At 69.5% G+C, this 20454-nt stretch carries 13 protein-coding genes; 6 read left to right on the top strand and 7 right to left on the bottom strand.

The features are described 5' to 3' along the window. Nucleotides 1-115: 115 nt before the first annotated feature. On the top strand, nucleotides 116-2626 hold the full coding sequence (locus tag AC1DVI_RS20410; protein ID WP_476959525.1) for a penicillin-binding protein 1A: 2511 nt from the start codon (nucleotides 116-118) through the stop codon (nucleotides 2624-2626). Between the two features lie 214 nt (nucleotides 2627-2840). Here AC1DVI_RS20410 and AC1DVI_RS20405 read toward each other — a convergent pair whose 3' ends face one another. Next, the gene (locus tag AC1DVI_RS20405; protein WP_476959524.1) at nucleotides 2841-3797 is read right to left on the bottom strand and encodes a hypothetical protein; all 957 of its coding nucleotides are present in this window, start codon (nucleotides 3795-3797) and stop codon (nucleotides 2841-2843) included. A gap of 13 nt (nucleotides 3798-3810) precedes the next feature. Next, entirely contained in the window at nucleotides 3811-5250 is a 1440-nt protein-coding gene (locus tag AC1DVI_RS20400) for an MBOAT family O-acyltransferase (protein ID WP_476959523.1), read from the bottom strand. Between the two features lie 330 nt (nucleotides 5251-5580). Here AC1DVI_RS20400 and prfB point away from each other — a divergent pair. Then, nucleotides 5581-6703, top strand: a protein-coding gene (prfB, locus tag AC1DVI_RS20395; RefSeq protein ID WP_476959522.1) for a peptide chain release factor 2 whose coding sequence is annotated in 2 segments (ribosomal slippage) — nucleotides 5581-5649 and nucleotides 5651-6703 — 1122 coding nt in all. Because the reading frame shifts where the segments join, the coding sequence is not laid out codon by codon here. A 210-nt stretch (nucleotides 6704-6913) separates the two neighbouring features. After that, on the top strand, nucleotides 6914-7222 hold the full coding sequence (locus AC1DVI_RS20390; RefSeq protein WP_114861539.1) for a peptidoglycan-binding domain-containing protein: 309 nt from the start codon (nucleotides 6914-6916) through the stop codon (nucleotides 7220-7222). A 9-nt stretch (nucleotides 7223-7231) separates the two neighbouring features. On the opposite strand, the gene AC1DVI_RS20385 is transcribed toward AC1DVI_RS20390, so the two are convergent. From AC1DVI_RS20385 to AC1DVI_RS20370, 4 genes are read right to left on the bottom strand one after another with little or no spacing between them, the layout of a single operon-like run. Beyond that, a complete protein-coding gene (locus AC1DVI_RS20385; protein WP_476959521.1) occupies nucleotides 7232-8254 on the bottom strand; it encodes an ABC transporter substrate-binding protein in 1023 nt (340 codons plus the stop codon). 31 nt (nucleotides 8255-8285) lie between these two features. Continuing rightward, nucleotides 8286-9119: an ABC transporter permease gene (locus tag AC1DVI_RS20380; RefSeq protein WP_476959520.1), complete on the bottom strand. Its 834-nt coding sequence runs from the start codon at nucleotides 9117-9119 to the stop codon at nucleotides 8286-8288. Further along, complete coding sequence (locus AC1DVI_RS20375) at nucleotides 9112-9885, bottom strand: ABC transporter ATP-binding protein (RefSeq protein ID WP_476959519.1); 774 nt, start codon at nucleotides 9883-9885, stop codon at nucleotides 9112-9114. The genes AC1DVI_RS20380 and AC1DVI_RS20375 overlap by 8 nt, the downstream gene beginning before the upstream one ends. Further along, nucleotides 9882-15284, bottom strand: coding sequence for an AMP-binding protein (locus AC1DVI_RS20370; RefSeq protein WP_476959518.1), 5403 nt, complete (start codon nucleotides 15282-15284; stop codon nucleotides 9882-9884). Before AC1DVI_RS20370 ends, AC1DVI_RS20375 begins: the two co-directional genes overlap by 4 nt. 174 nt (nucleotides 15285-15458) lie before the next feature. On the opposite strand from AC1DVI_RS20370, the gene AC1DVI_RS20365 reads away from it, so the two are divergent. Further along, the gene (locus AC1DVI_RS20365) at nucleotides 15459-15878 is read left to right on the top strand and encodes a cupin domain-containing protein (protein ID WP_476959517.1); all 420 of its coding nucleotides are present in this window, start codon (nucleotides 15459-15461) and stop codon (nucleotides 15876-15878) included. A 332-nt stretch (nucleotides 15879-16210) separates the two neighbouring features. Beyond that, nucleotides 16211-16825, top strand: a complete 615-nt coding sequence (locus tag AC1DVI_RS20360; protein ID WP_476959516.1) for a hypothetical protein — start codon at nucleotides 16211-16213, stop codon at nucleotides 16823-16825. A gap of 94 nt (nucleotides 16826-16919) precedes the next feature. On the opposite strand, the gene AC1DVI_RS20355 is transcribed toward AC1DVI_RS20360, so the two are convergent. Then, nucleotides 16920-17180, bottom strand: coding sequence for a DUF3126 family protein (locus AC1DVI_RS20355; RefSeq protein ID WP_145626888.1), 261 nt, complete (start codon nucleotides 17178-17180; stop codon nucleotides 16920-16922). Between the two features lie 260 nt (nucleotides 17181-17440). Between AC1DVI_RS20355 and AC1DVI_RS20350 the strand changes: the two genes are divergently transcribed. Next, the gene (locus AC1DVI_RS20350; RefSeq protein WP_476959515.1) at nucleotides 17441-20188 is read left to right on the top strand and encodes an SUMF1/EgtB/PvdO family nonheme iron enzyme; all 2748 of its coding nucleotides are present in this window, start codon (nucleotides 17441-17443) and stop codon (nucleotides 20186-20188) included. The last annotated feature ends 266 nt before the right edge of the window (nucleotides 20189-20454 follow it).

The following is a 20454-nucleotide window of genomic DNA, read 5'->3' as shown; positions in this document are numbered from 1 at the left end:
CGGACTGCCGCCCCTCGCGGTGTAGGATGCCGCCCATCGGATGGTTCCGCGTCTTCCCGGTCTTTGTCCCGGACGAAGGCGGCGGGACCGCCGCCATGCCTGTCTGGGAACCGTCATGCGCTTTATTCTGTCCGCCCTGATGGCCGTCGTGATCCTCGCCCTGGCCGGGGCGGGGGGGCTGGTCTACATGCTGGACCATTACGATCACGAACTGCCGGACTACACCAAGCTCGCCAACTACGAACCGCCGGTGACCACCCGCGTCCATGCGGGTGACGGACGTCTGCTGGCGGAGTTCGCGTCGGAAAAGCGCGTGTTCGTCCCCATCGACGCCATGCCGAAGCGCGTGACCAACGCCTTCCTGTCCGCCGAGGACAAGAACTTCTACGACCACAAGGGCATCGACCCCGTCGGCATCGCCCGCGCCATCCTGACCAACGTGGAGAATCTCGGCCGCGACCGCCGGCCGATGGGTGCCTCGACGATCACGCAGCAGGTCGCCAAGAACATGCTGCTGACCAACGAGGTGTCCTTCTCGCGCAAGATCAAGGAGGCGATCCTGGCGGTCCGCATCGAGCGGGCCTTCAGCAAGGACCGCATTCTCGAGCTGTACCTGAACGAGATCTTCCTGGGATACCGTTCCTACGGCGTGGCGGCGGCGGCGCTGAACTACTTCAACAAGGCGCTGGACGAGCTGGACATCGAGGAGGCGGCCTATCTGGCGGCCCTGCCCAAGGCGCCCAGCAACTACCACCCGGAACGCCAGCGCGACGCCGCCGTGGCGCGGCGCAACTGGGTGATCGGGCGCATGGCCGAGGACGGGCACATCACCCCGGAAGAGGCCAAAATCGCCCAGTCCAAGCCTCTGGTCGTGCGCAAGCGCGACGAGCAGGAGTACGTGACGTCGGAGTATTTCGCCGAGGAGGTCCGGCGCGAACTGGTGAAGCTCTACGGCGAGCAGGCGCTCTACGAGGGCGGCCTGTCGGTCCGCGCCTCGATGGACCCGGTGCTCCAGCAGGCGGCGACCAAGGCGCTGCGCACCGGGCTGGTGCAGTACGACCGCCGCCACGGCTACCGCGGACCGGTCGGCAAGATGGAGAATTTCGACAACTGGGCGAAGAAGCTCGCCTCCATGGCGCCGCCTGCCGGCTCCGAGGGCTGGCATCTGGCCGTGGTGCTGAAGGACGACGAGGCGGCGGCGCTCGACATCGGCCTGCCGGACGGCTCGCGCGGCCGGGTGCCGCTGGCCGAGCTGCGCTGGGCGCGGGCGCAGCGCGACGACAACCGGCTCGGCCCGGAGATCCGCCGCCCCTCCGACGTCGCCAAGCTGGGCGACCTGATCCTGGTCGAGGCCGCCGGCAAGGACGACAAGGGCAAGGAGCCGCCGGCGGGCACCTACGCGCTTCGGCAGGTTCCGGCGGTGCAGGGCGGTCTGGTCGCGCTCGACCCGCACACCGGCCGGGTGCTCGCCATGGTCGGCGGCTTCTCCCCGCAGATGAGTTCCTTCAACCGCGCCACCCAGGCGATGCGGCAGCCGGGCTCCTCCTTCAAGCCCTTCGTTTATCTGACGGCGCTGAACCAGGGCTTCACCCCGTCCTCGCTGGTCATGGACGCCCCGTTCGAGTACGACCCCGGGCACGGCCAGCCGATCTGGCGGCCGGAGAACTACAGCCACGAATTCTACGGCCCGACGCCGCTGCGCGCCGGCATCGAGAAGTCGCGGAACGTCATGACCGTCCGTCTGGCCCAGGCCGTCGGCATGGACAAGGTGAAGGCGCTGGCGGAGAATTTCGGCATCACCGACAACCTCCAGCCCTACCTGCCGATGTCGCTCGGCGCGGGGGAGACGACGGTGCTGCGCCTTGCCACCGCCTACGCCATGCTGGCCAACGGCGGCAAGCGGGTCAGCCCGACCTTCATCGACCGGGTGCAGGACCGCAACGGCAAGACCGTCTTCCGCCATGACACGCGTCCCTGCGCCTCCTGCAACCAGGTGGCCTGGAACGACGGGCTGGCCGTTCCCGCCGTCGCCGACACGCGGGAGCCGGTGAACGACCCGCGCACCGTCTATCAGATGGTCTCCATGCTGGAGGGCGTGGTGCAGCGCGGCACGGCGACGAAGCTGCTGTCGCTGGGCAAGCCGCTGGCCGGCAAGACCGGCACGACCAACGACAGCCACGACGCGTGGTTCATGGGCTTTTCGCCCGACATAGTGGTCGGCACCTACATCGGCTTCGACCAGCCGCGCTCGCTGGGCGCCAAGGAGACCGGCGGTTCGGCGGCGGTTCCGGTGTTCAAGGACGTCATGGAGGTGGCGCTGAAGGACCAGCCGGCCACGCCGTTCCGCGTGCCGCGCGGTCTGCGCCTCGTCCGCGTCAACCCGGAGAACGGGCGCCTCGCCCAGCCCGGCGAGCGCAAGGCGATCTGGGAGGCCTTCATTCCCGGCACGGAGCCGAACCCTGACCAGCCGCAGATGGTGCTGGACGGCTCGGCCCACTCGGCGGACGGCGGTTGGACCGGTGGGGTGCCCGGCGGCGATCCGGCGACCCAGCAGCAGCCGGGCGGCTGGGGCGCTCCGGCGGCCCCGCCCTCGGCGGCGACGGTGGGGACCGGCGGCCTCTACTGACCGGGCCGGTTCAACAGGACATGTTCGACAAAGAAAAAGCCCCGCTTCCCGGTTCGGGAGGCGGGGCTTTTTCTTTATGCGGAGTTTCATACGGCCGGCGCATGGACATTTCCATGATCGGCCGGCCGTATGACCCTTTCGCACATGGCTGTGCCATGTGCTGTCGGGTTTGAACCGCAGGCGTTTGATGGGAGGCCATCAAACGTCTGCGGTATCAGGGCCGCGCGGCGGTGTGGGTGTCCGGGCGGAGCTGGGCGATGGCGTCGGCGGGCGCCGTGTCGGTGGGGCAGTCGGCGAGCGGGCGCAGCCGGTCCTCCATCCGCGCCAGCATCAGCCGGACACCCTCCTGGTTGATGTGCAGGGCGTCCACGAAATGGGCCTCGTCCTCGACCTCGCGGCGGGTGTCGATCACCGGCACGTCGGGCGGCAGGCGGGCTTTCAGATCCTCGAAGAAGGCGTCGAAGTTGGTCACCTTCGCGATGTAGCCGGGGAAGAAGGGTGTGATGACCACGGCGACCCGCGTGCCCTTCTCCCGCGCCGTGCCGATGATGCGGTCCAGCGCGTCCCAGTTCGGCTGAAAGCCCTCCATCCGCTCCGTCGGCGCCTTGTCGAGCTGGGCCTTGAGGAAGGGCGACATGGTGCCGGTCAGCGTCCGGTCGCCGGTCGGGTGCAGCCCGTCGAAGGCCAGCCGGATCGTCTGGTTGTTGTTGAAGATCAGCGTGTTGAACAGCTTGTTCGAGGCCCACATGGTGGCGTCGACCTGCCGGATGAAGCCGTCCACCCGCTCCGAGTAGTAGGCCAGCAGCGGCAGGTCGGCGAGCGCCTTGGGATCGTCGACCACGCTCGTCGGCTCGACCAGCAGCAGGCGGGGGGCGCCGTGTCGGTCCAGGTAATCCTCCCACAGCAGGTCGCCCACCGTGGTGGGGGCGCCGCCCATGCCCAGGTTCAGCACCCGCCCGCAGGTCAGCGCCTGCACCTCCTCCACCGGGAAGTGGTTGTCGGCGCGGGAGTTGCCCAGGATCACCACGTCGGCGGGCGGCCCGTCGCGGTAGACGGTCATGAAGCGGTCCGACGACTGGAGGAGCGTGTCGCCCATCCAGGACGCCACCGCGCGGTCCATGGCGACCACCATGCCCAGGATCAGTCCGACGACGGCCAAAAGGCGGATCATGGTTCGGGCTCCCTCAGAACTGGAAATAGATGAAGGATCGGTTGGCGAAGTTGCCGAAGAGCAGGAGCATCAGGATCAGCGTGGCGCAGCCGGCGGAGCGGACCACGACGTTGACCCCGGCGTAGCGGCGCCCGGCCCCGAACTCGATCATCGCGTCGATCATCAGCACGACGAGGCCGAACAGGGCGACGCGGACCAGATAGCTCATCTGCTGCATGCCGCGCGGCAGGCTGAAATCGCCCTCGGCGATGATGCCCAGAATGGTCCGCACCGTGTGCATGTCGTCGGCGCGGAAGGGCAGCCAGGTCAGCGTGATCAGAAGGAAGACCAGCCCGACGGTCAGCAGCTTCCCCACCATCAGCGGCGCGCCGCTCAGCCGCAGCGGGCTGCGCCTGGCCAGCCAGCGCACGCCGTCCTCCGCCGCCATCAGTGTGGCGTGCAGGGCGCCCCACAGGACGAAGGTCCAGGCGGCCCCGTGCCACAGGCCGGACACCAGCATCACGATGGTCAGGTTGCGGATGCGCAGCCAGTGGGTGCGTCCGCCGCCCATCGGGATGTAGACGTAGTCGCGGAACCATGTGGACAGCGAGATGTGCCAGCGCCGCCAGAAGTCCTTCATGCCCATGGCGAAATAGGGTCGGGCGAAGTTCTGGCAGAGCGTGTAGCCGAAGATCTGCGCCAGACCGATGGCGATCAGCGAATAGCCGGCGAAATCGCCGTAGATCTGGAGCGAGAAGCAGATCAGCCCGATGACGTGGTTCAGTGCGTTGAAGAACTCGGGCTGGGCGAAGCGCGCGTCAACCACGGCGGCGGCGTTGTCGGCCAGCCCGAGCTTGAGGAAATAGCCCCAGATGATCTTCTCCAGCCCGGCGAAGCGGACGGCGAAGCTCACGTCGTGGCTGGGGCCGTTCTGGATTTGGGGCAGCAGGTCGCGCGCCCGGACGATCGGCCCGGCGACGAGCTGCGGGAAGAAGGCGACGAAGGTCGCGTAGCGCAGCAGCGACCGCTCCGGTTTCTCCAGATGGCCAAGATAGAGGTCCAGCGTGTAGCTGAGATTCTGGAATGTGTAGAAGGAAATGCCGACCGGCAGGATGATGGACAGCGTGCGGTGACCGACGTCGAGGCCGAGCGAGGCCAGCGCCACCTGCGCGCTGTCGATGAAGAAGTTGAAGTATTTGAAAAAGAACAGGATCGCCAGATTGGCGGCGAGGCTTATCTGCATGAAGATGCGGGCGGTGGCCCGGTTCGGCGCGTCGGCGATGCGCAGGCCGCAATAGAAGTCGAGCAGCGTCGTGCCGGCGAGCAGCAGGCAGAAGCGGTAATCCCAGAAGCCGTAGAAGATGTAGCTGGACACCAGCAGCAGCGGCGTGAACAGCCGCGTCCGGGCGAGCATCATGAAGCCCGCCGTGAAGGCCGTGATGAACAGCAGGAACCCCAGGCTGGTGAAGTTCATCGGGGGGCCACGCTATTGTTGTTGGGGAACGGGGGCGCCGACAGCCCGCACCCGCCGGACGACGGGCACGAACGTCGGTGACGCTATCATGGGGAACTGCCACCTATTCGCGCCGCGAAAGTGGTTTTGCGCCGCAAAAACGGTTTCATCCGAGTGGGTTGCCCGGCTGTCCCTGTGACGGTGCGGCGCTCCGGCGGGTTACCGTTCCGGTCTGGTCCAGCGTCGCGGAAGCCGGAGCGCCCGTGGAATAAGAGGGTGCAACGCCGCTCCCAACCCGCTACATAAGGGCCAAGACACTGGTTCAACTCTGGCTGACGAGGAGGCACTGCGATGCGGGCCGAGATCGAAGCGGCCGCCGGCGAGATTAGAGAATCGCTGGCGCTGCTGAGGAGGCATCTTTGACTGGGATAACGCGCTGCGTCGTCTCGACGAACTGAACGCCCACGCCGAAGACCCCAAGCTGTGGGACGACCCGTCCCGCGCGCAGACCATCATGCGCGAGCGCACCCAGCTCGAAACCTCGGTGAACGGCTACCGCGCGCTGGAGCGCGATCTGTCCGACAGCCTGGAGCTGATCGAGATGGGCGAGGCCGAGGGTGACGCGACCGTGGTCGCCGACGCCGAGGCCCAGCTCTACGCGCTGCGCGACCGCGCCGCGAAGCTCCAGATCGAGAGCCTGCTCTCGGGCGAGGCGGACGCCAACGACTGCTTCATCGAGGTGAACGCCGGCGCCGGCGGCACGGAGGCCCAGGATTGGGCGCTGATGCTGATGCGCATGTATCTCCGCTGGGCGGAACAGCACGGCTACAAGACGCAGTGGCTCGAAGAGAGCCCCGGCGAAGAGGCCGGCATCAAGTCCGCCACCGCGCAGATCAGCGGCCACAACGCCTATGGCTGGCTGAAGACCGAGGCCGGGGTGCACCGTCTGGTGCGCATCAGCCCGTTCGACAGCCAGGCGCGCCGCCAGACCAGCTTCGCCGCCGTCTCGGTGTCTCCGGTGATCGACGACAAGATCAACATCGAGATCAACGAGAAGGACTGCCGCATCGACACCTTCCGGGCGTCGGGCGCCGGCGGCCAGCACGTCAACAAGACGGACTCGGCGATCCGCATCACCCACCTGCCGACCGGCATCGTGGTGGCCTGCCAGCAGGAGCGCTCGCAGCACAAGAACCGCGCCAAGGCGTGGGACATGCTGCGCGCCCGCCTGTACGAGCGGGAGTTGAAGATCCGCGAGGACGCCGCCGCCGCGCTTGAGGCGACCAAGAGCGACATCGGCTGGGGTCACCAGATCCGTTCCTACGTCCTGCACCCCTACCAGATGGTGAAGGACTTGCGGACCGACGTGGAGACCTCGCAGAGCCAGGCGGTGCTGGACGGTGACCTGGACATGTTCCTGGAAGCGGCTCTGGCCGCCCGGCTTAAGGGGCAGAGCGACGACGCGGCTGCGTGAGTGCGGATGGGGTAGGTCCTTGCCCCCACCCCGGCCCTCCCCCGCTCTCGCAGGGGAGGGAGAATCAAGTCCCCTCCCCTGCGAAGCGGGGGAGGGTTAGGGTGGGGGCAATGCACCCCCCCTTTTTATCCCCTGGCCCTATTTTTACCCCTTGGGAAGAAACGCGGCCTCTGCGTTGTTGATCTCCGCAACAAGAAACGGAGAGAGACCATGAACCGCAGCCTGTTCGCCGCCTTCCTGGCCGCCACGGCCTTCGCGACCCCGGCCTACGCTGCCTGTCCGACGGACTCGATGACGCCGGACATGTATTTCGCCTATGTCGAAGGCATCCAGAAGACCCTGACCGAGCAGGGCTTCCGTCCCGGCGTGATCGACGGGAAGATCGGCCCCAACACCCGCTCCGCCATCCGCGCCTATCAGAAGGCCGCGAAGCTCCCGGTGGACGGCTGTCCGACGCAGGAGCTTCTCGACCACATCAACTTCTCCCAGCCGAAGGTCTACGGGCCGGGCAAGCGGTAAGATCTGCCTTCACTTCACGAAGGTCAGGTTCATGACGGACTTGGCGTCCAGCGCCTTGTCCACCTGGCCTTCGGACTGCCAGAACTTCACTTGGTTGACGATGTCGTCGACCAGCAGCTTGCCCTTCGGCTCGACATAGGGCAGGCCGGCGGCGACCACCTCGGGCTTCTGCTTCGTCGCCTCGGCGATGATCGCCAGCAACTCGTCGTAGCCGGGACCTTTCACCACGGCGCCCGACGCGTCCTTGGCGTTGAAGGCGGCGTGGTACTCGGCCAGCGCGGTCAGATAGGCGCTGACGAACTTCTCGGCCAGCGGGCGGCGCTGGGCGACGGTCTTCGGGCTGGTGAAGAGGGCGCCGAGCTGCCACGGCGTCTCGTCGCCGACCCAGCCCAGGATGGTGCCGGAGCCTTCGGATGCCAGCTGGCGGGCCACCGTCACCGGGGCGATCACCGCGTCCACCTGACCGCCCTTGAAGGCGGCGACCATCTTCGGCACGTCCTGCATCGCCACCATGGTCACGTCCTTGACCGAGAAGCCGTGCTTCTGGCCGAGCAGGCCGACCATGTAATGGAAGGTCGAGCCGACCGTGGTGATGGCGATGCGCTTGCCCTTGAGATCGGCCGGCTTGGTCAGCCCGGCGTCGTGCGCCGCCTTGGTCGCCACATAGGCGCTGAGCTGGAAGCCCGGCTCGTCGCGGCTCTGCGCGGCGATCATGGTCACCGCACCCTTGGATGCCAGGTTGTAGAAGCCCGCCGTCAGGCCGGTCACGCCGAAATCGACGTCGCCCGAGGCCACGGCCACCGGAACCTGCTGGGCCGAGGTGAACATCTTCAGATCGACGTCCAGCCCTTCCTTCTCGAAATACCCCTTGGACTTGGCGATGAAGATCGGGCCGGAGGAGGCCAGCGCCAGCACGCCGATCGAGGTCTTCTCCAACCCCTGCGCCTCGGCGGCGGGCGTCCCGGCCAGCGCCAGGGCCGCAGCACCCATTGCACCCAGAACCAAACGGCGGCTCCAACGCACGACGGTCATTCTCAGTCTCCCTTCTCAATCATCATTTTTCTCACCGCCATTTCAGCAGGCGGCGTTCCAGGATGGACAGCACGGTCCCGATGCTCAGGCCGAGCAACGAGAGAACCAGCACGCCGGCCAGGAGCTGGTCGGTCAGCATCAGGTTGCCGGCGGTCAGGACGAAGGCGCCGATGCCGTATTCCGCCCCGATCATCTCCGCCGCGACCACCAGGATCAGCGCGATGGAGGCGGTGATGCGGAAGCCGGCGAGGATGCCGGGCAGGGCGCCGGGAAGCACGATCTTGCGCAGGATCGACGCCCAGGGCAGGCCGAAGCTCTGCGCCATGCGGATCAGGTTGCGCGGCACCGAATCGATGGCGCTGTAGGTGGCGATCACCGTGGGGAAGAAGACGCCGAAGCCGATGGTGGCGAACTTCGACGGCTCGCCGATGCCGAACCACAGGATGAACAGCGGCAGCAGCGCGATCTTCGGGATCGGGAAGAAGGCCGAAACCAGCGGCACGCCGACCGCCCGCGCGACCGAGCCGATGCCCATGGCGAAGCCCACGGCCATGCCGGCCACCGTGCCCATGACCCACCCCACGCCGATGCGCATCAGCGACGCCTTCAGGTGCTGCCACAGCGACCCGTCCTGCGCCATGGCGGCCAGCGCCGAGGCGACGGCGCTGGGCGGCGGCAGGAACAGCTCGCTGACGAGGCCGAAGCGGTTGATTGACTCCCACACCGCGATCAGGACCAGGAAGGCGAGCAGGGCCGCCCAGCGGTGCCCCTTGACCGTGAAGCCGCCGCCGCGGAAGCGGACGGGTTGCGACGGGGAGCGATCCTGAAGCGGGAGACTGGTGCCGGTCAAAGGAGTATCAGGCATCGGCGATCTCCCGGTCGGCCAGTTGGGCCTCGGCCCGGATCAGGTGCCACAGCCGGTCGCGCACCTCCGCCAGATGGGCCTGGGCGGAGGGCTCCAGCCGCTGGTCGCGCGGCTCCTCGATGGTCACGATCTCGCGCAGGCGGCCGGGGCGGCGGCTCAGCACGACGACCCGGTCGGCCAGCCGCAGCGCCTCGTCCAGATTGTGGGTGACGTAGAGGGCGGTCGTCCGCTCGCGCTGCCAGAGCGACAGGAAATCCTCCATCAGCAGCTCGCGCGTCTGGGCGTCGAGCGCCGACAGCGGCTCGTCCAGCAGCAGCATGGCCGGGCGCACGGCCAGCGCGCGGGCGATGCCGACGCGCTGGCGCATGCCGCCCGACAACTGCTTGGGCAGCGCCTTGCGGAAGTCCCACAGCCCCATGCGGCGCAGGCCGGATTCGATGCGCTCCGCCCGCTCCGCGGCCGACAGCGGGTGATGTTCGAGGACGAGCGACAGGTTGTCCTCGACGCTGCGCCAGGGCAGCAGGGCGAAGTCCTGGAAGATGAAGGTGATCGGGTTCAGGCAGCCGTCCGGCACCTCGCCCGCCACCGCGATGGTGCCGGAGCTGGGCGCCACGATGCCGCCGGCGATGCCGAGCAGGGTGGACTTGCCGCAGCCCGACGGGCCGATGACGGCCAGAACCTCCCCCTCCTGCACCGTCAGGTCGATGCCGTCCAGCACGACGAGGTCGTCGTAGCGGTGGCACAGGTCCTTGATGATAAGCCTCATTGTCCCTTTCCTGTTGCCGACCCCGCCCAGGCGATCAGCAGTTCGTCCCGCGAGGTCAGGCCCGCTTCCGGCAGCGCGTGGTTCACGACGGCCTTGGCGGCGCCGCCGGTCGCTTCCGGCAGGCGGTTCTCCCACATGGCTTGATGGAGCGTGGGCAGCTCCTCCCAGTGACCGAGGTATGTCGTTGGCATACGGACCGCCCCCGACGCAATGACGCGGTTCAGCCCTGCGATTTCCGCAGCGTTCGAAAGATGCGTGCCGACGATGGTCGCGGATGGCATCAGGACGCGGCGCTGGCGCATCCACACCTGTGGCGCGTAGAAGCTGTAGCGACGACCACTCATGTCACCGCAATAGACGACGCGGCCCGTGTGCGGCTTCACCAGCATGGTCGAGACGGCCAGCGTGTCGCGCCGCGCCCGCTCCACCACCACGTCCGGCATGCCGCGCGGGTTGTCGGCGGCGCGCAGGATGCGGCCCACCGCCTGGCCCAGCGGCTTGAACGTGTCCTCGGTGAACAGCCGCACCGCCTCCTTGAAGGCGGCGGTCTCGCGCTGCGGGTCGGGCAGGTCCGGCATGGTGTCGGGCCAGTCGAAATGCGGCACGCGGCGCGCGATCTCGGCCAGCGACACGGCGCCGGCCAGCGCCTCGCCGTAGCCCAGCGACAGCACGAAGTCGCGTTCGGAGTCCCGGTCGGTGACGACGCAGACGCGGGCGCCGCTCTCGCGCGCCGCCTCGATGGCTGACAGCGCCATGTCGTCGCGCAGCCCCACCGCCCCGGCGCCGTAGAAGACCAGCACGGCCTCGCCGGGGCGCAGACGGGCGCGGCGCAGCATCTCCGCCCGCTCGGCGGAACCGGGCTTGCCGAGGAAGGTCATGTGGTAGCCGCTGGAGGCACCGAAGAAGGTCAGCGCGCCGCCCTCGGCCAGCGACTGGAAGGTACGCGGGAAGGTCGCTTCGCCGGCGTGGCTGACCGCGTAGTCCACGAGGTTGCCGCCGTTGGCGGCGCGCAGGGCGTCGAGGTAGGGGCGCCCGGCCTCCTCCCACGCCGCCCACTGGTCGGGGTCGGCGGGGATGCGGGTGAAGGCGGCCTCGGCGACGGAGCGGTCCACCGCCGCCGCCCCGCGGGCGCGGATCGCGGCGGCGCGGCGTTCCGACGACACCATACCGGTCACCTTCATGCGCCGGGCCAGTGCCAGCTCGACGGTCCAGGCGCCGGTGCCGCCCGCCGCGCCCTCGACCAGCAGGCGCTTGCCGGGCTGCACGTCGAGCGCGGTGAACAGTGCACGGTAGCCGGTGCCGGCGGCGAGCATGTAGCTCCCCGCCTCCTCCAGCGCGAGGCCGGGCGGCAGGGGGAAGAGCTGCGGCCCGTCGGCCAGCATGAACTGCTGGTGGCTGCCGTCCGGCGACTGGTAGCCCTGGATGTGGAAGTCGGTGAACATCGGGTCGGCCCCGGCCTCCGGGTCGAGCAGGTCGGAGACGCCGGAATAGACGGCGACCAGATCGCCGACCGCCAGCCGCCCCTGCGCCTGCAACGCCTCGCCCATGCGCACGACCATGCCGACGCCGCCGGAGCCGGTGACGTGCACGTCCTCGTCATGCTCGTCGAACAGGGAGATGGGGATGCCGGTCAGCGCCCAGACGTCGTTGTAGTTGACCTCCGACGCGAGGACGTAGACGAGCGCCTGGTTGGGGCCGGGTTCGGGGACGGGGATGACGACTTCGGTTTCGGCCTGCGCCGGATCGCCATGGGCGGCCGCGCCGGTCTCCAGGTCGCGGACGACGGCCTGGGCGAGTTGCCAGCTGGGCAGGGGGGTGGCGCCGGGCACGAAGGGGCTGCCGATGGGCAGCACGCCGTCGCGGCTGTCGCGCCGCGGACGGGCGGGCAGGGGCGGCGACTTCTTCTCCAGGAACAGGGCGATGCCCTTCTTGGCGCCGTTGGCCGGGTCGAGGAGGAAGCGGGCGAAGGCGTCGATCTCGGCTTCGGTGCCGGCGTCGATGCCATCGCGCAAGCCGGTGTCGACCAGTCGGACGATGGTGTCGGCGACCAGGCCGCGGCCGACGCTGTGGGCTTGGCGGAGGAGGCGTGCGGTTTCGGCGGAATATTGCCCCCACCCTCCCGCTTCGCGGGCCCCTCCCTCCCCCGCTGCGCAGGGGAGGGTTTCGTCGGTGGGCGGCGGAGTTCCCTCCCCTGCGAAGCGGGGGAGGGTTAGGGTGGGGGCAAGTACGGCGTCGCGGGCCATCGCCTTCGCCAGCGTCAGCGCGTCGTCCGCCCCGCGCGCCACCACATCGACCAGCCCATACTCCAGCGCGGTTTCCGCGTCGATCTGGCGCCCGGACAGCAGGATCTCCAGCGCGCGTTCATACCCCCGCTCCGGGTCCTTGCGCAGCAGCAGGCGCGGCAGGCGCTGCGTGCCGCCATAGCCGGGCGGCAGGAACAGGTTGATCTCCGGCTGGCCCAGCCGGGCGCGGGGATCGGCCACCCGCACATGGCAGGCCATGGCCAGTTCGCAGCCGCCGCCCAGCGCCACGCCGCGGATCGCCGCGAACACCGGCTTGTCCAGTGCCGCGATGGCGCGGAAGACGGCGTGGGCCTTGGCGGGCAGGGCGCGGGCCTCGCTCTCGTCCCGCACCTCGTCGAGAAGCTGGCGGATGTCGGCACCGGCCACGAAGTTGCGGCCCGTGCCGGTGATCACCACGGCGCGCACATCGTTCCGCCGAGCGAGATGGGCGACCAGCGTGTCCAGCTCGTCGAGCAGGCGGTCGGACAGGGCGTTGACCGGCGGATTGTCGATGGTGACGGTCGCCATCCGCACGCTGTCGGCCAGCCGGTCGTACTGAACCGACAGGAAGCGCTGCCGCTCGATGAGGGTCTGTTCCTCGGCCCGCTGCTGGCCGCGCGTCCAGGCGGCGATGCGCGCCTCCAGGTCGGTCAGGCATTCCGGGTTGCGCAGGGTGGAGGTGTCGCCCAGCGGCTCCCCGTTCATCATCGCCGTCAGGAAGCGGCGCATGTATTTGCCGGAGCGCGTCTCGGGAAAGGCCGGGACGGCCAGGATATCGGAGGGAACGGCGACCGCGCCCTTCTCCTGACGCACCAGATCCTTTAGCCGGCGTTCGTCATCGGCGGTGATGTCGCGGCCCTTGGCGGGCAGGACGAAGGCGACGGGGGTCAGGCCCTTCTCGCGGTGGGGGGCGCCGACCACGATGACGTTGCCGACCGGGCTGTCGGGATTGATCTGCTTGTCGCGCAGGATCGCGCCCTCGATCTCCTCGGTGCCCATGCGGTGGCCGGACACGTTGATGACGTCGTCGGACCGCCCGTGCAGGCTGAAGCTGCCGTCCTCGTAGCGCCGCGCGAAGTCGCCTTGCAGGTAGGCCCAGACCGGCTTGCCATGCGTGTCGCGGAAACGCCCGAAGTAGGTCGTCACGAAGCGGTTGAAGTCGCCCTTCCAGCCGGGTTGGCCGACACGCTCCGCGTCGCCCCAGATAGTGCGCGTCAGGTAGGGGTAGGGGGCGGTGACGACGATCTCGCCCTTCTCCTCCGGCTCGGCGGGGCGGAAGGCGACGCGGCCGGCGTCGTCCGGCTCGCTCTCGGGCACCCAGACGTCGCCGAGAACCCAGGGCAGCGGGTAGGTGTGGGCGTCGGCGCGCAGCGGCTGGTCGGGGTTGCCGTAGGGGTGGGTCCAGACGATGCCGCCATGCTCGGTCGCCCAATAGCTGTTGATGTACTGCGGCGTCATCACCGCCATGCCGAAGGCCTGGACGGCCGGGCTGGTCGGCTCCGCGCAGAAGGTCGCGACACGCAAGGACGAGCGGTCGTAGCGCTCCACGTCGGCGCGGTTTTCCGGGTGGGTCATGACCGTCTTCAGGAAGGTCACGCCCGCCTTGAAGATGGTGACCTTGTGCCGCTCGATGATCGAGGCGAAGCGCCCGGCGTTGGGGAAGACCGGCGCCCCCTCCGTCACGATGCCGGGGATGCGGGCGGCGAGGCTGGCGGTGATGAGGTAGCTCTGCCCGGTGATCCAGCCGGGATCGGCGACGACGTAGATCGCGTCGCGCCCCGGCAGCGCGTCGAAGCTGACCTTCATGGTGTGGGCGAGGCCGGCGACGTAGCCGCCATGGACATGCACCACGCCCTTCGGCTTCCCGGTGGAGCCGGAGGTGTAGATGATGAACAGCGGATACTCGGCGTCCACCGGCACGCAGGGCACGGCCTTGGCGATGGCGGTGTAGAGCGCCTGGTCGTTCAGCGCTCGCAACGCCTCCATGCCGGGCAGCCCGGCGGCGGCGCACAGCTCCGCCTCGGCCTTCGCCAGCAGCTCGTGCGCCCAGACGTCGCGGCCCTCGGTCCAGGGGATGTCGGGCAGGCCGGCGTGGCGGACGACGATCACCGCCTCGACCCGCGGCGGGGCGGCGGTCAGCGCCTCGGCGACGCTGGCGCGCAGGTCGGCCACGGTGGCGGCGTCGAGCGTCCCGGCGCGGTCCAGCGCCCGGCCCAGCTCCCGCATCACGTCGGCGGGGGCGACGGTGATCTCCCCCTCCAGCCCGCGGCGCACCGGTTCCATCAACCCATCGTCGCCCAGCTTGGCGCGCAGCACCTCCTCGGTGATGCGCAGCGCCGTGGGCAGGGCGACGAAACGGTCGAGCGCCGGGTCGCTGTAGGCTTCCTTGAAGGGAGCCATCTCGGCGTTGCGGCTGGCTCCGTCGGCGGTGATGACGACGCGGGCGCCGGCGTTCTCGATGCGGTCGGACAGCGTCTTGTCGGAAAAGCCGCCGAACACCGCGGTGTAGATGACGCCAATGCGCTTCGCCCCCTCCGTCCAGACGATCTGGTCGAGGATGTTGGGCATGTTCAGCGCGATGCGGTCGCCTTGCCTCAACCCCAGCCCGCGCAGCGCCAGAGCGGCCAGCGCGGAGCGGACCAGCAGCTCGCGCCGGGTCAGCGTGACGTGATGGACCGGGCCGCCGCGCCCGCCGTTGGCGGCGGCGTCCCAGCGGTCGCCCTCGTACCAGTAGGCGGTCTCGGCCCCATGGCCGGACAGGACGTGGCGGTCCACCTCGTTGAAGGCGGCATTGGTCAGCCCGCCCGCGAACCAGCGGTAGAAGGGCGCCTCCGACCCGTCGAAGGCCCGGGTCCAGGGCGTCCAGTCCACCCGCTCCGCCGCCTCGCCCGTGGTGGCGTCCCAGCCGCGCCACACGCCGTCCGCCTCGCGCATCAGCCAGTGCGCGCCGTCGAACCAGTGGATCGTCTCCGCGGCGATGGCGCCGTGGAAAGTGCCGGGATCGGCCGCGCAGGCGGCGCGCTGGTTCTGCCAGTCCGCGGCGGAGCGGATAGGGTTGACGGCGACGTCCTGCGGCAGTGGCGGCTGTCCGGCGGACTCCGCGACGGCGTGATCCATGCTTTCCTCCCGATCGGGCATTTCTTCTTTGGCGGCCACGTCTTTTGCGCGGCGGGCATCACTATAGCGCGGCGCCCTGCATGGACCGCAATGGCGCCGTGCGCGGCGGGGGTATGCCGTATACGCGGCTTTCGGTCATACTCGGAGCAATCAATGACGATGGGAGGAAACGGCATGTCCAAAAACGACGCGCCCGCGAATGATTCGGTGACCTTCGCGGTCAGCCACCCCGATCCGGCGGACTTCAAGCGCGACGGGCTGCGGCCCTTCTTCGAATACCGCGACCTCGGCATCCGCGCCGCCACGGCGGGCAAGGCGAACGCCCACGTCATCCGCGCCCGCCCTGGCGAGCCGTCGCACGGCGGCTGGCACCGGCACGCGCTGGATTTCCAGATGGTCTATGTGCTGAAGGGCTGGGTGAAGTTCGCTTACGAAGGCGTGGGGGAGGTGCTGTTGCAGGCCGGTTCCTGCGTGCATCAGCCGCCGGGCATCCGGCATGTCGAGATCGCCCATTCCGACGATCTGGAGATGCTGGAGATCACGCTTCCCGCCGACTTCCCGACCGAGGCTGCCGAGCCGCCGGCCGGCGACTGACGTCCGCCAAAAAAGTGCCGGTCGCACCCGTCGTGGAAAAGACGGTGCGGCCGGCCAGATGCTTTGGAGGAATCGCCGCCATGGCCACAGGGAACGACGCGGCCACGGGACGCTTCGTTGCAAAGGAAAGCAATGCCCATGCCAGCGCTTGGGTGGGCTCCCGGCGGGCGGTTTTCCGTGCTTTCGGGAAGGGCGTCCGAACCGCACCTGTCTGGAAGACTGGACAGGTGACCGGATCGCTGGACAGGCGGGTGGGTGCCGCTGTTCTGGCATGTTGGGCGCGTCGAGGGTATTAGGGCGGTGTGTGGCGGCGTGATGAGGATGCGGACGGGATGCCCGAGGTCGAGATCTCCCGTGAAGACAAGGGGCAGGCGACGGTGTTCGAGGCGTCGCCGTCCAGCGTGCCGCCCCAGCGCTACGCCCATCTCCTCTACGCCGCCCTGCTGCTGGCCGGTTTCGTCGTCGTGGCCGAACTGACGCTGGAACCGACGGCCTCGATGCTGCGCTGGTTGGGAGTGCTGTGCGCGGTGCCGCTTCTGCTGATGTGGGTGATCACGCTGCTGCGGGCGGCGCGGCGCAGCGCCGTGCGTCTGGTCGTGGCGCCGGACGGATTGACCGCCCATGGACAGCTTGTCCCCCACAACACGATCCGCGGGGTGGCGCTCTATCCGCCGCAGGGCAAACGCCCGCTGTTCGTGGCCCGCATCCAGACGATGACTCCGCAGCAGCACCAGAAGGAACTGGCGCTGGCCGGTGGGGATGTGGATGCGGAGGAGGACGGGAAACCGGGAAAGGGGCGTCGGCGGCGCGCCGGCTACCGGCTGCTGCTGCTGCGCCGCAACCATCTGCCGGCGCTTGTGCTGGTGCGCGGCCTCACCCTGTCGGGCGGCGAGACGCTGATGGCCGGGCTGGCCGCGGAACTGCGCCGCCACAGCCGGCCGGGCTGACATTTGTCCTAAGTTCTATCGACGCACGGGCAAGCGCCCCTCCCGCCGCGGGGCGGGAGAGGACCGCGCTGGAAAGACGCCTGAAAGACGTGGCTCAGCGACGGACCGTCGGGGCTGCCGGCAGGTCTTCTTCCAGGATGACGACGTGCAGGGCGTAGGAAACCTCACCCTCGTCCACATCGCGGTGCAGGGTGCCGACGAACTCGTCGCCCAGCATGACCTCCGCGGACTGGCCGGCCTTCTCGGGCGGCTGGATGATGATCTTGTCGTTGCCGAGCGTCTTGCGCAGATAGGTCTGCACACGGGCGATTTCGGTTTCGGTCATCTTGGCGACCGTCGGCTTGGCGGGCGGCATGGCATGATCCCTGTGTTGTCGAAGGGGTCATATAGAAACCTTTCGGGAAAAGGGAAAGCACAACATCGCCCCGGATCGCGCATTCGCCGGTCCCGCCCTCCGGGCGCTCCGCCTTTCTTGCGGGGGACCATGCCCCCGCCTGTGGTGAGCCGTTAGCCGGATTTGTCCTCTTGTTCCGGGTTGCGCGGCCAAATACTGGACGGATTGGAATGTGGGAGCGTCCTCGCTCCGCCGTCCGGTGACCATGGCATGGGGTGACCATGGCTGCGCGTCTTCGCCGTTTCGTCTTGTGCCGCTTCGTTTTGGCGGTGACCGCCGGCCTTCTGCTGGCCGTGGCGGCGTGGGCGGTGCCCGGTCTGGCGGCCCCCGCGCCGGAGCAGCGCATCGCCCTGGTCATCGGCGTCGGCGCCTACCGTCACGCCACCGAACTGCCCAACCCGCGCAACGACGCCCGCGCCATGTCGGCGGCCCTGCGCAAGCTTGGCTTCGCGGTGGAGGAGCGCTACGACCTCGACAACCGCGGCATGGCGGAGGCGTTGCGCGGCTTCGGCATCCAGGCGGCGCAGGCCGACGTGGCGCTGCTCTATTTCGCCGGGCACGGCATGCAGGTCGGCGGCACCAACTTCCTGATCCCCGCCGACGCCCGGCTGGAGCGCGAGCGCGATCTGGTCTACGAGGCGCTGCCGTTGAACCTGCCGATGGGCGAGCTGGCCCAGGCGCGCAAGCTGGGCATCCTGATCCTGGACGCCTGCCGCAACAACCCCTTCGCCGACCGGTTGGTGCGGTCGGGCACCAAGCGGACGGAGGTCCATTCCGGCTTCGCCCGCATCGACGACACGCCGACCGACACGCTGGTCGCCATGGCCACCCGCGCCGACGCGGTGGCCGAGGACGGGCAGGGCGACCACAGCCCCTACACCGCCTCCCTCCTGAAGAACTTCGACGTGCCGGGGCTGGAGCTGAGCCTGTTCTTCCGCCGCGTGCGCGACGACGTGATGCAGATCACCCAGGGCCGGCAGGAGCCGTTCCTCTACGGATCGCTGGGGGCCGCTCCCTTCTACTTCAACCCGCTGCCGGAGAACCGGCCGCCGCAGCTCGCCGCCTTCAAGACGCTGGAGGTGTTCGACCGCGGCGGGACGGAGGGGCTTGGCATCGCGCGGCCCAGCGATCCCGACAGCGACCAGCTGTTCGCCCAGGTGACCGGCCTGCCGCGCGGCGGCGGGGTGCGCATCGGTGACCGGGTGGTGCTGATCGGCGACTATCTGACGCTTGACCAGCTCACCGCCGCGACCTTCCGAGCCGACGCCACCCACCTGGGCGATGCCGGCAGCTTCGATTTCGCGGTGATGGATGGGCGCGGCGGGGTGGCGCGGGGCGCCGTCCCGATCCTCATCAAGCCGAGCAACCGTTCGCCGGTCGCCGTCGCCGAGCGCAGCGTGCGCGCCGTGGTCAACAGCCTGCGGCTGGAGGTGCCGACCGACCCGGACGGCGACCCGCTGACCTTCACCGTCAGCACCGTTCCGGAGAGAGGCAAGGTCCGCGACGGCACCACCCCGCTGAAACCGGGCGACAAGCTGGCGCCGGAACGGCTGACCGCCCTGACCTTCGACCCGGAGCGGGCGCCGGCGGGCCGCGCCGGGGTGTTCAGCGTGCTGGTCGAGGACGGGCGCGGCGGGCGCACGACGATGAGCGCGCTTCTGGAGGTCGAGGAGGCCGGCGCCGCCCCGCCGCAGGCCGATCTGGAGGAGTCGCTGTGGCGCCGCGTGCGCGACAGCCGCGACGCCGAGGCGCTGGACGCCTTCCTGCGGCTGTTCGGCAGCGGTCCCTTCGCCGCCCCGGCGCGGGATCGGCTGAACCGGCTGCGCGCCGAATCGGCCAAGGTCGCGGCCGCCGCCCCGGCCGGGGGGGCCGGGAGCAGCGGATCGGCGGGCAATGGGGCGGGCAATGGGGCGTCCAACGGTAAAGCCACGCCGCCACCGGAACTCCAACTCGACGCGGCCGGCGAGGGCATGTATGTGGCCGTCGCCGACGCGGAACTGCGCGCCGGGCCGGACGCGCGGTCGGAACGGGTCGGCACCCTCAGCAAGGACGGCGCGGTGCGGGTGCTCGGTCGGGTCGCCGACGCCGACTGGTACCGGGTGGCCCTGGACGACGGCACCCAAGGCGGCGTGCAGGGCTTCGTCCGCGGCCCCGCGCTGCGCCCCGCCGGGCCGGAGGACCGCCAGCGGCTGGCGCTCGCCGCGCCGGTCCAGCCGGGGGGCTCGCAGGGGCGGGCGCAGGGCAACGGCAGCAGCTTCCAGGATTGCCCGGCCTGCCCGCCGATGATGCGCATCCCCGCCGGCAGCTTCGTCATGGGCAGCGAGCGCGGCGACGCCAGCCAGCGCCCGCCCCGCCGCGTCACCTTCGCCCGGCCCTTCGCCATCGGCGTCTATGAGGTGACGGTCGCCAACTGGCGGGCTTGCGTGGAGGGGGGCGGCTGCACCGCCATGCCGCGGATGCGCAACCCCTCCGACGACACGCCGGTCCACAACATCCATGTCGAGGACGCGCTGGCCTACACCGAGTGGCTCAGCCGCAAGACCGGCCAGCGCTACCGCCTGCCGAGCGAGGCCGAGTGGGAGTATGCGGCGCGTGGCGGCAGCGCGGCGCGCTTCGCCTGGGGCGACAGCCTGACGCCGGGCGCGCGCCTGGCCAACTGCCGGGACTGCGGCGGGGGCGCTGACCGCTCCCTGCCGGCGCCGGTCGGCGGTTTCCAGCCCAACGCCTTCGGCCTCTACGACACCAGCGGCGGGGTGGCGGAGTGGGTCGCCGACTGCTGGAACCCCGGCTACAGGGGCGCCCCGACGGACGGCAGCGCCTGGACGGAGGGCGATTGCCGCAAGCGCGTGCTGCGCGGCGGGTCCTGGCGGGACGGGCAGGACGCCATCGCCGTCACCTCCCGCATCGGCTACGACGCCGACGTGCGCTACTTCGCCGACGGGCTGCGGGTGGCCCGCGATCTGAACTGAACCCGCTCGCGTTCGTTGGTGGGACGCACCGTCTGCGGAAGGGACCGCGGCGCCCCCGAAATTGCAGAAATTGGTGTCGGGCCAATGCGCTAGACTTGACCGTTCAAAGGCTTGGCGATCCGTGAACCGGACCGTCCGATGATGAGGCCGGCGGTGGCTTCGACCAAAATCGTTACAGCCGCCGCGGTCTAAGACTCCCTAAAGGGGTGGTCAAAGAGAAAATCAGGTGGAGGGTATCGACGTGTTGCGCTGGCCCCGGAGCGCCG

The organism is Azospirillum sp. P4_B5 (assembly GCF_056402275.1).
This window is presented reverse-complemented; position numbering and strand designations above follow the sequence as displayed.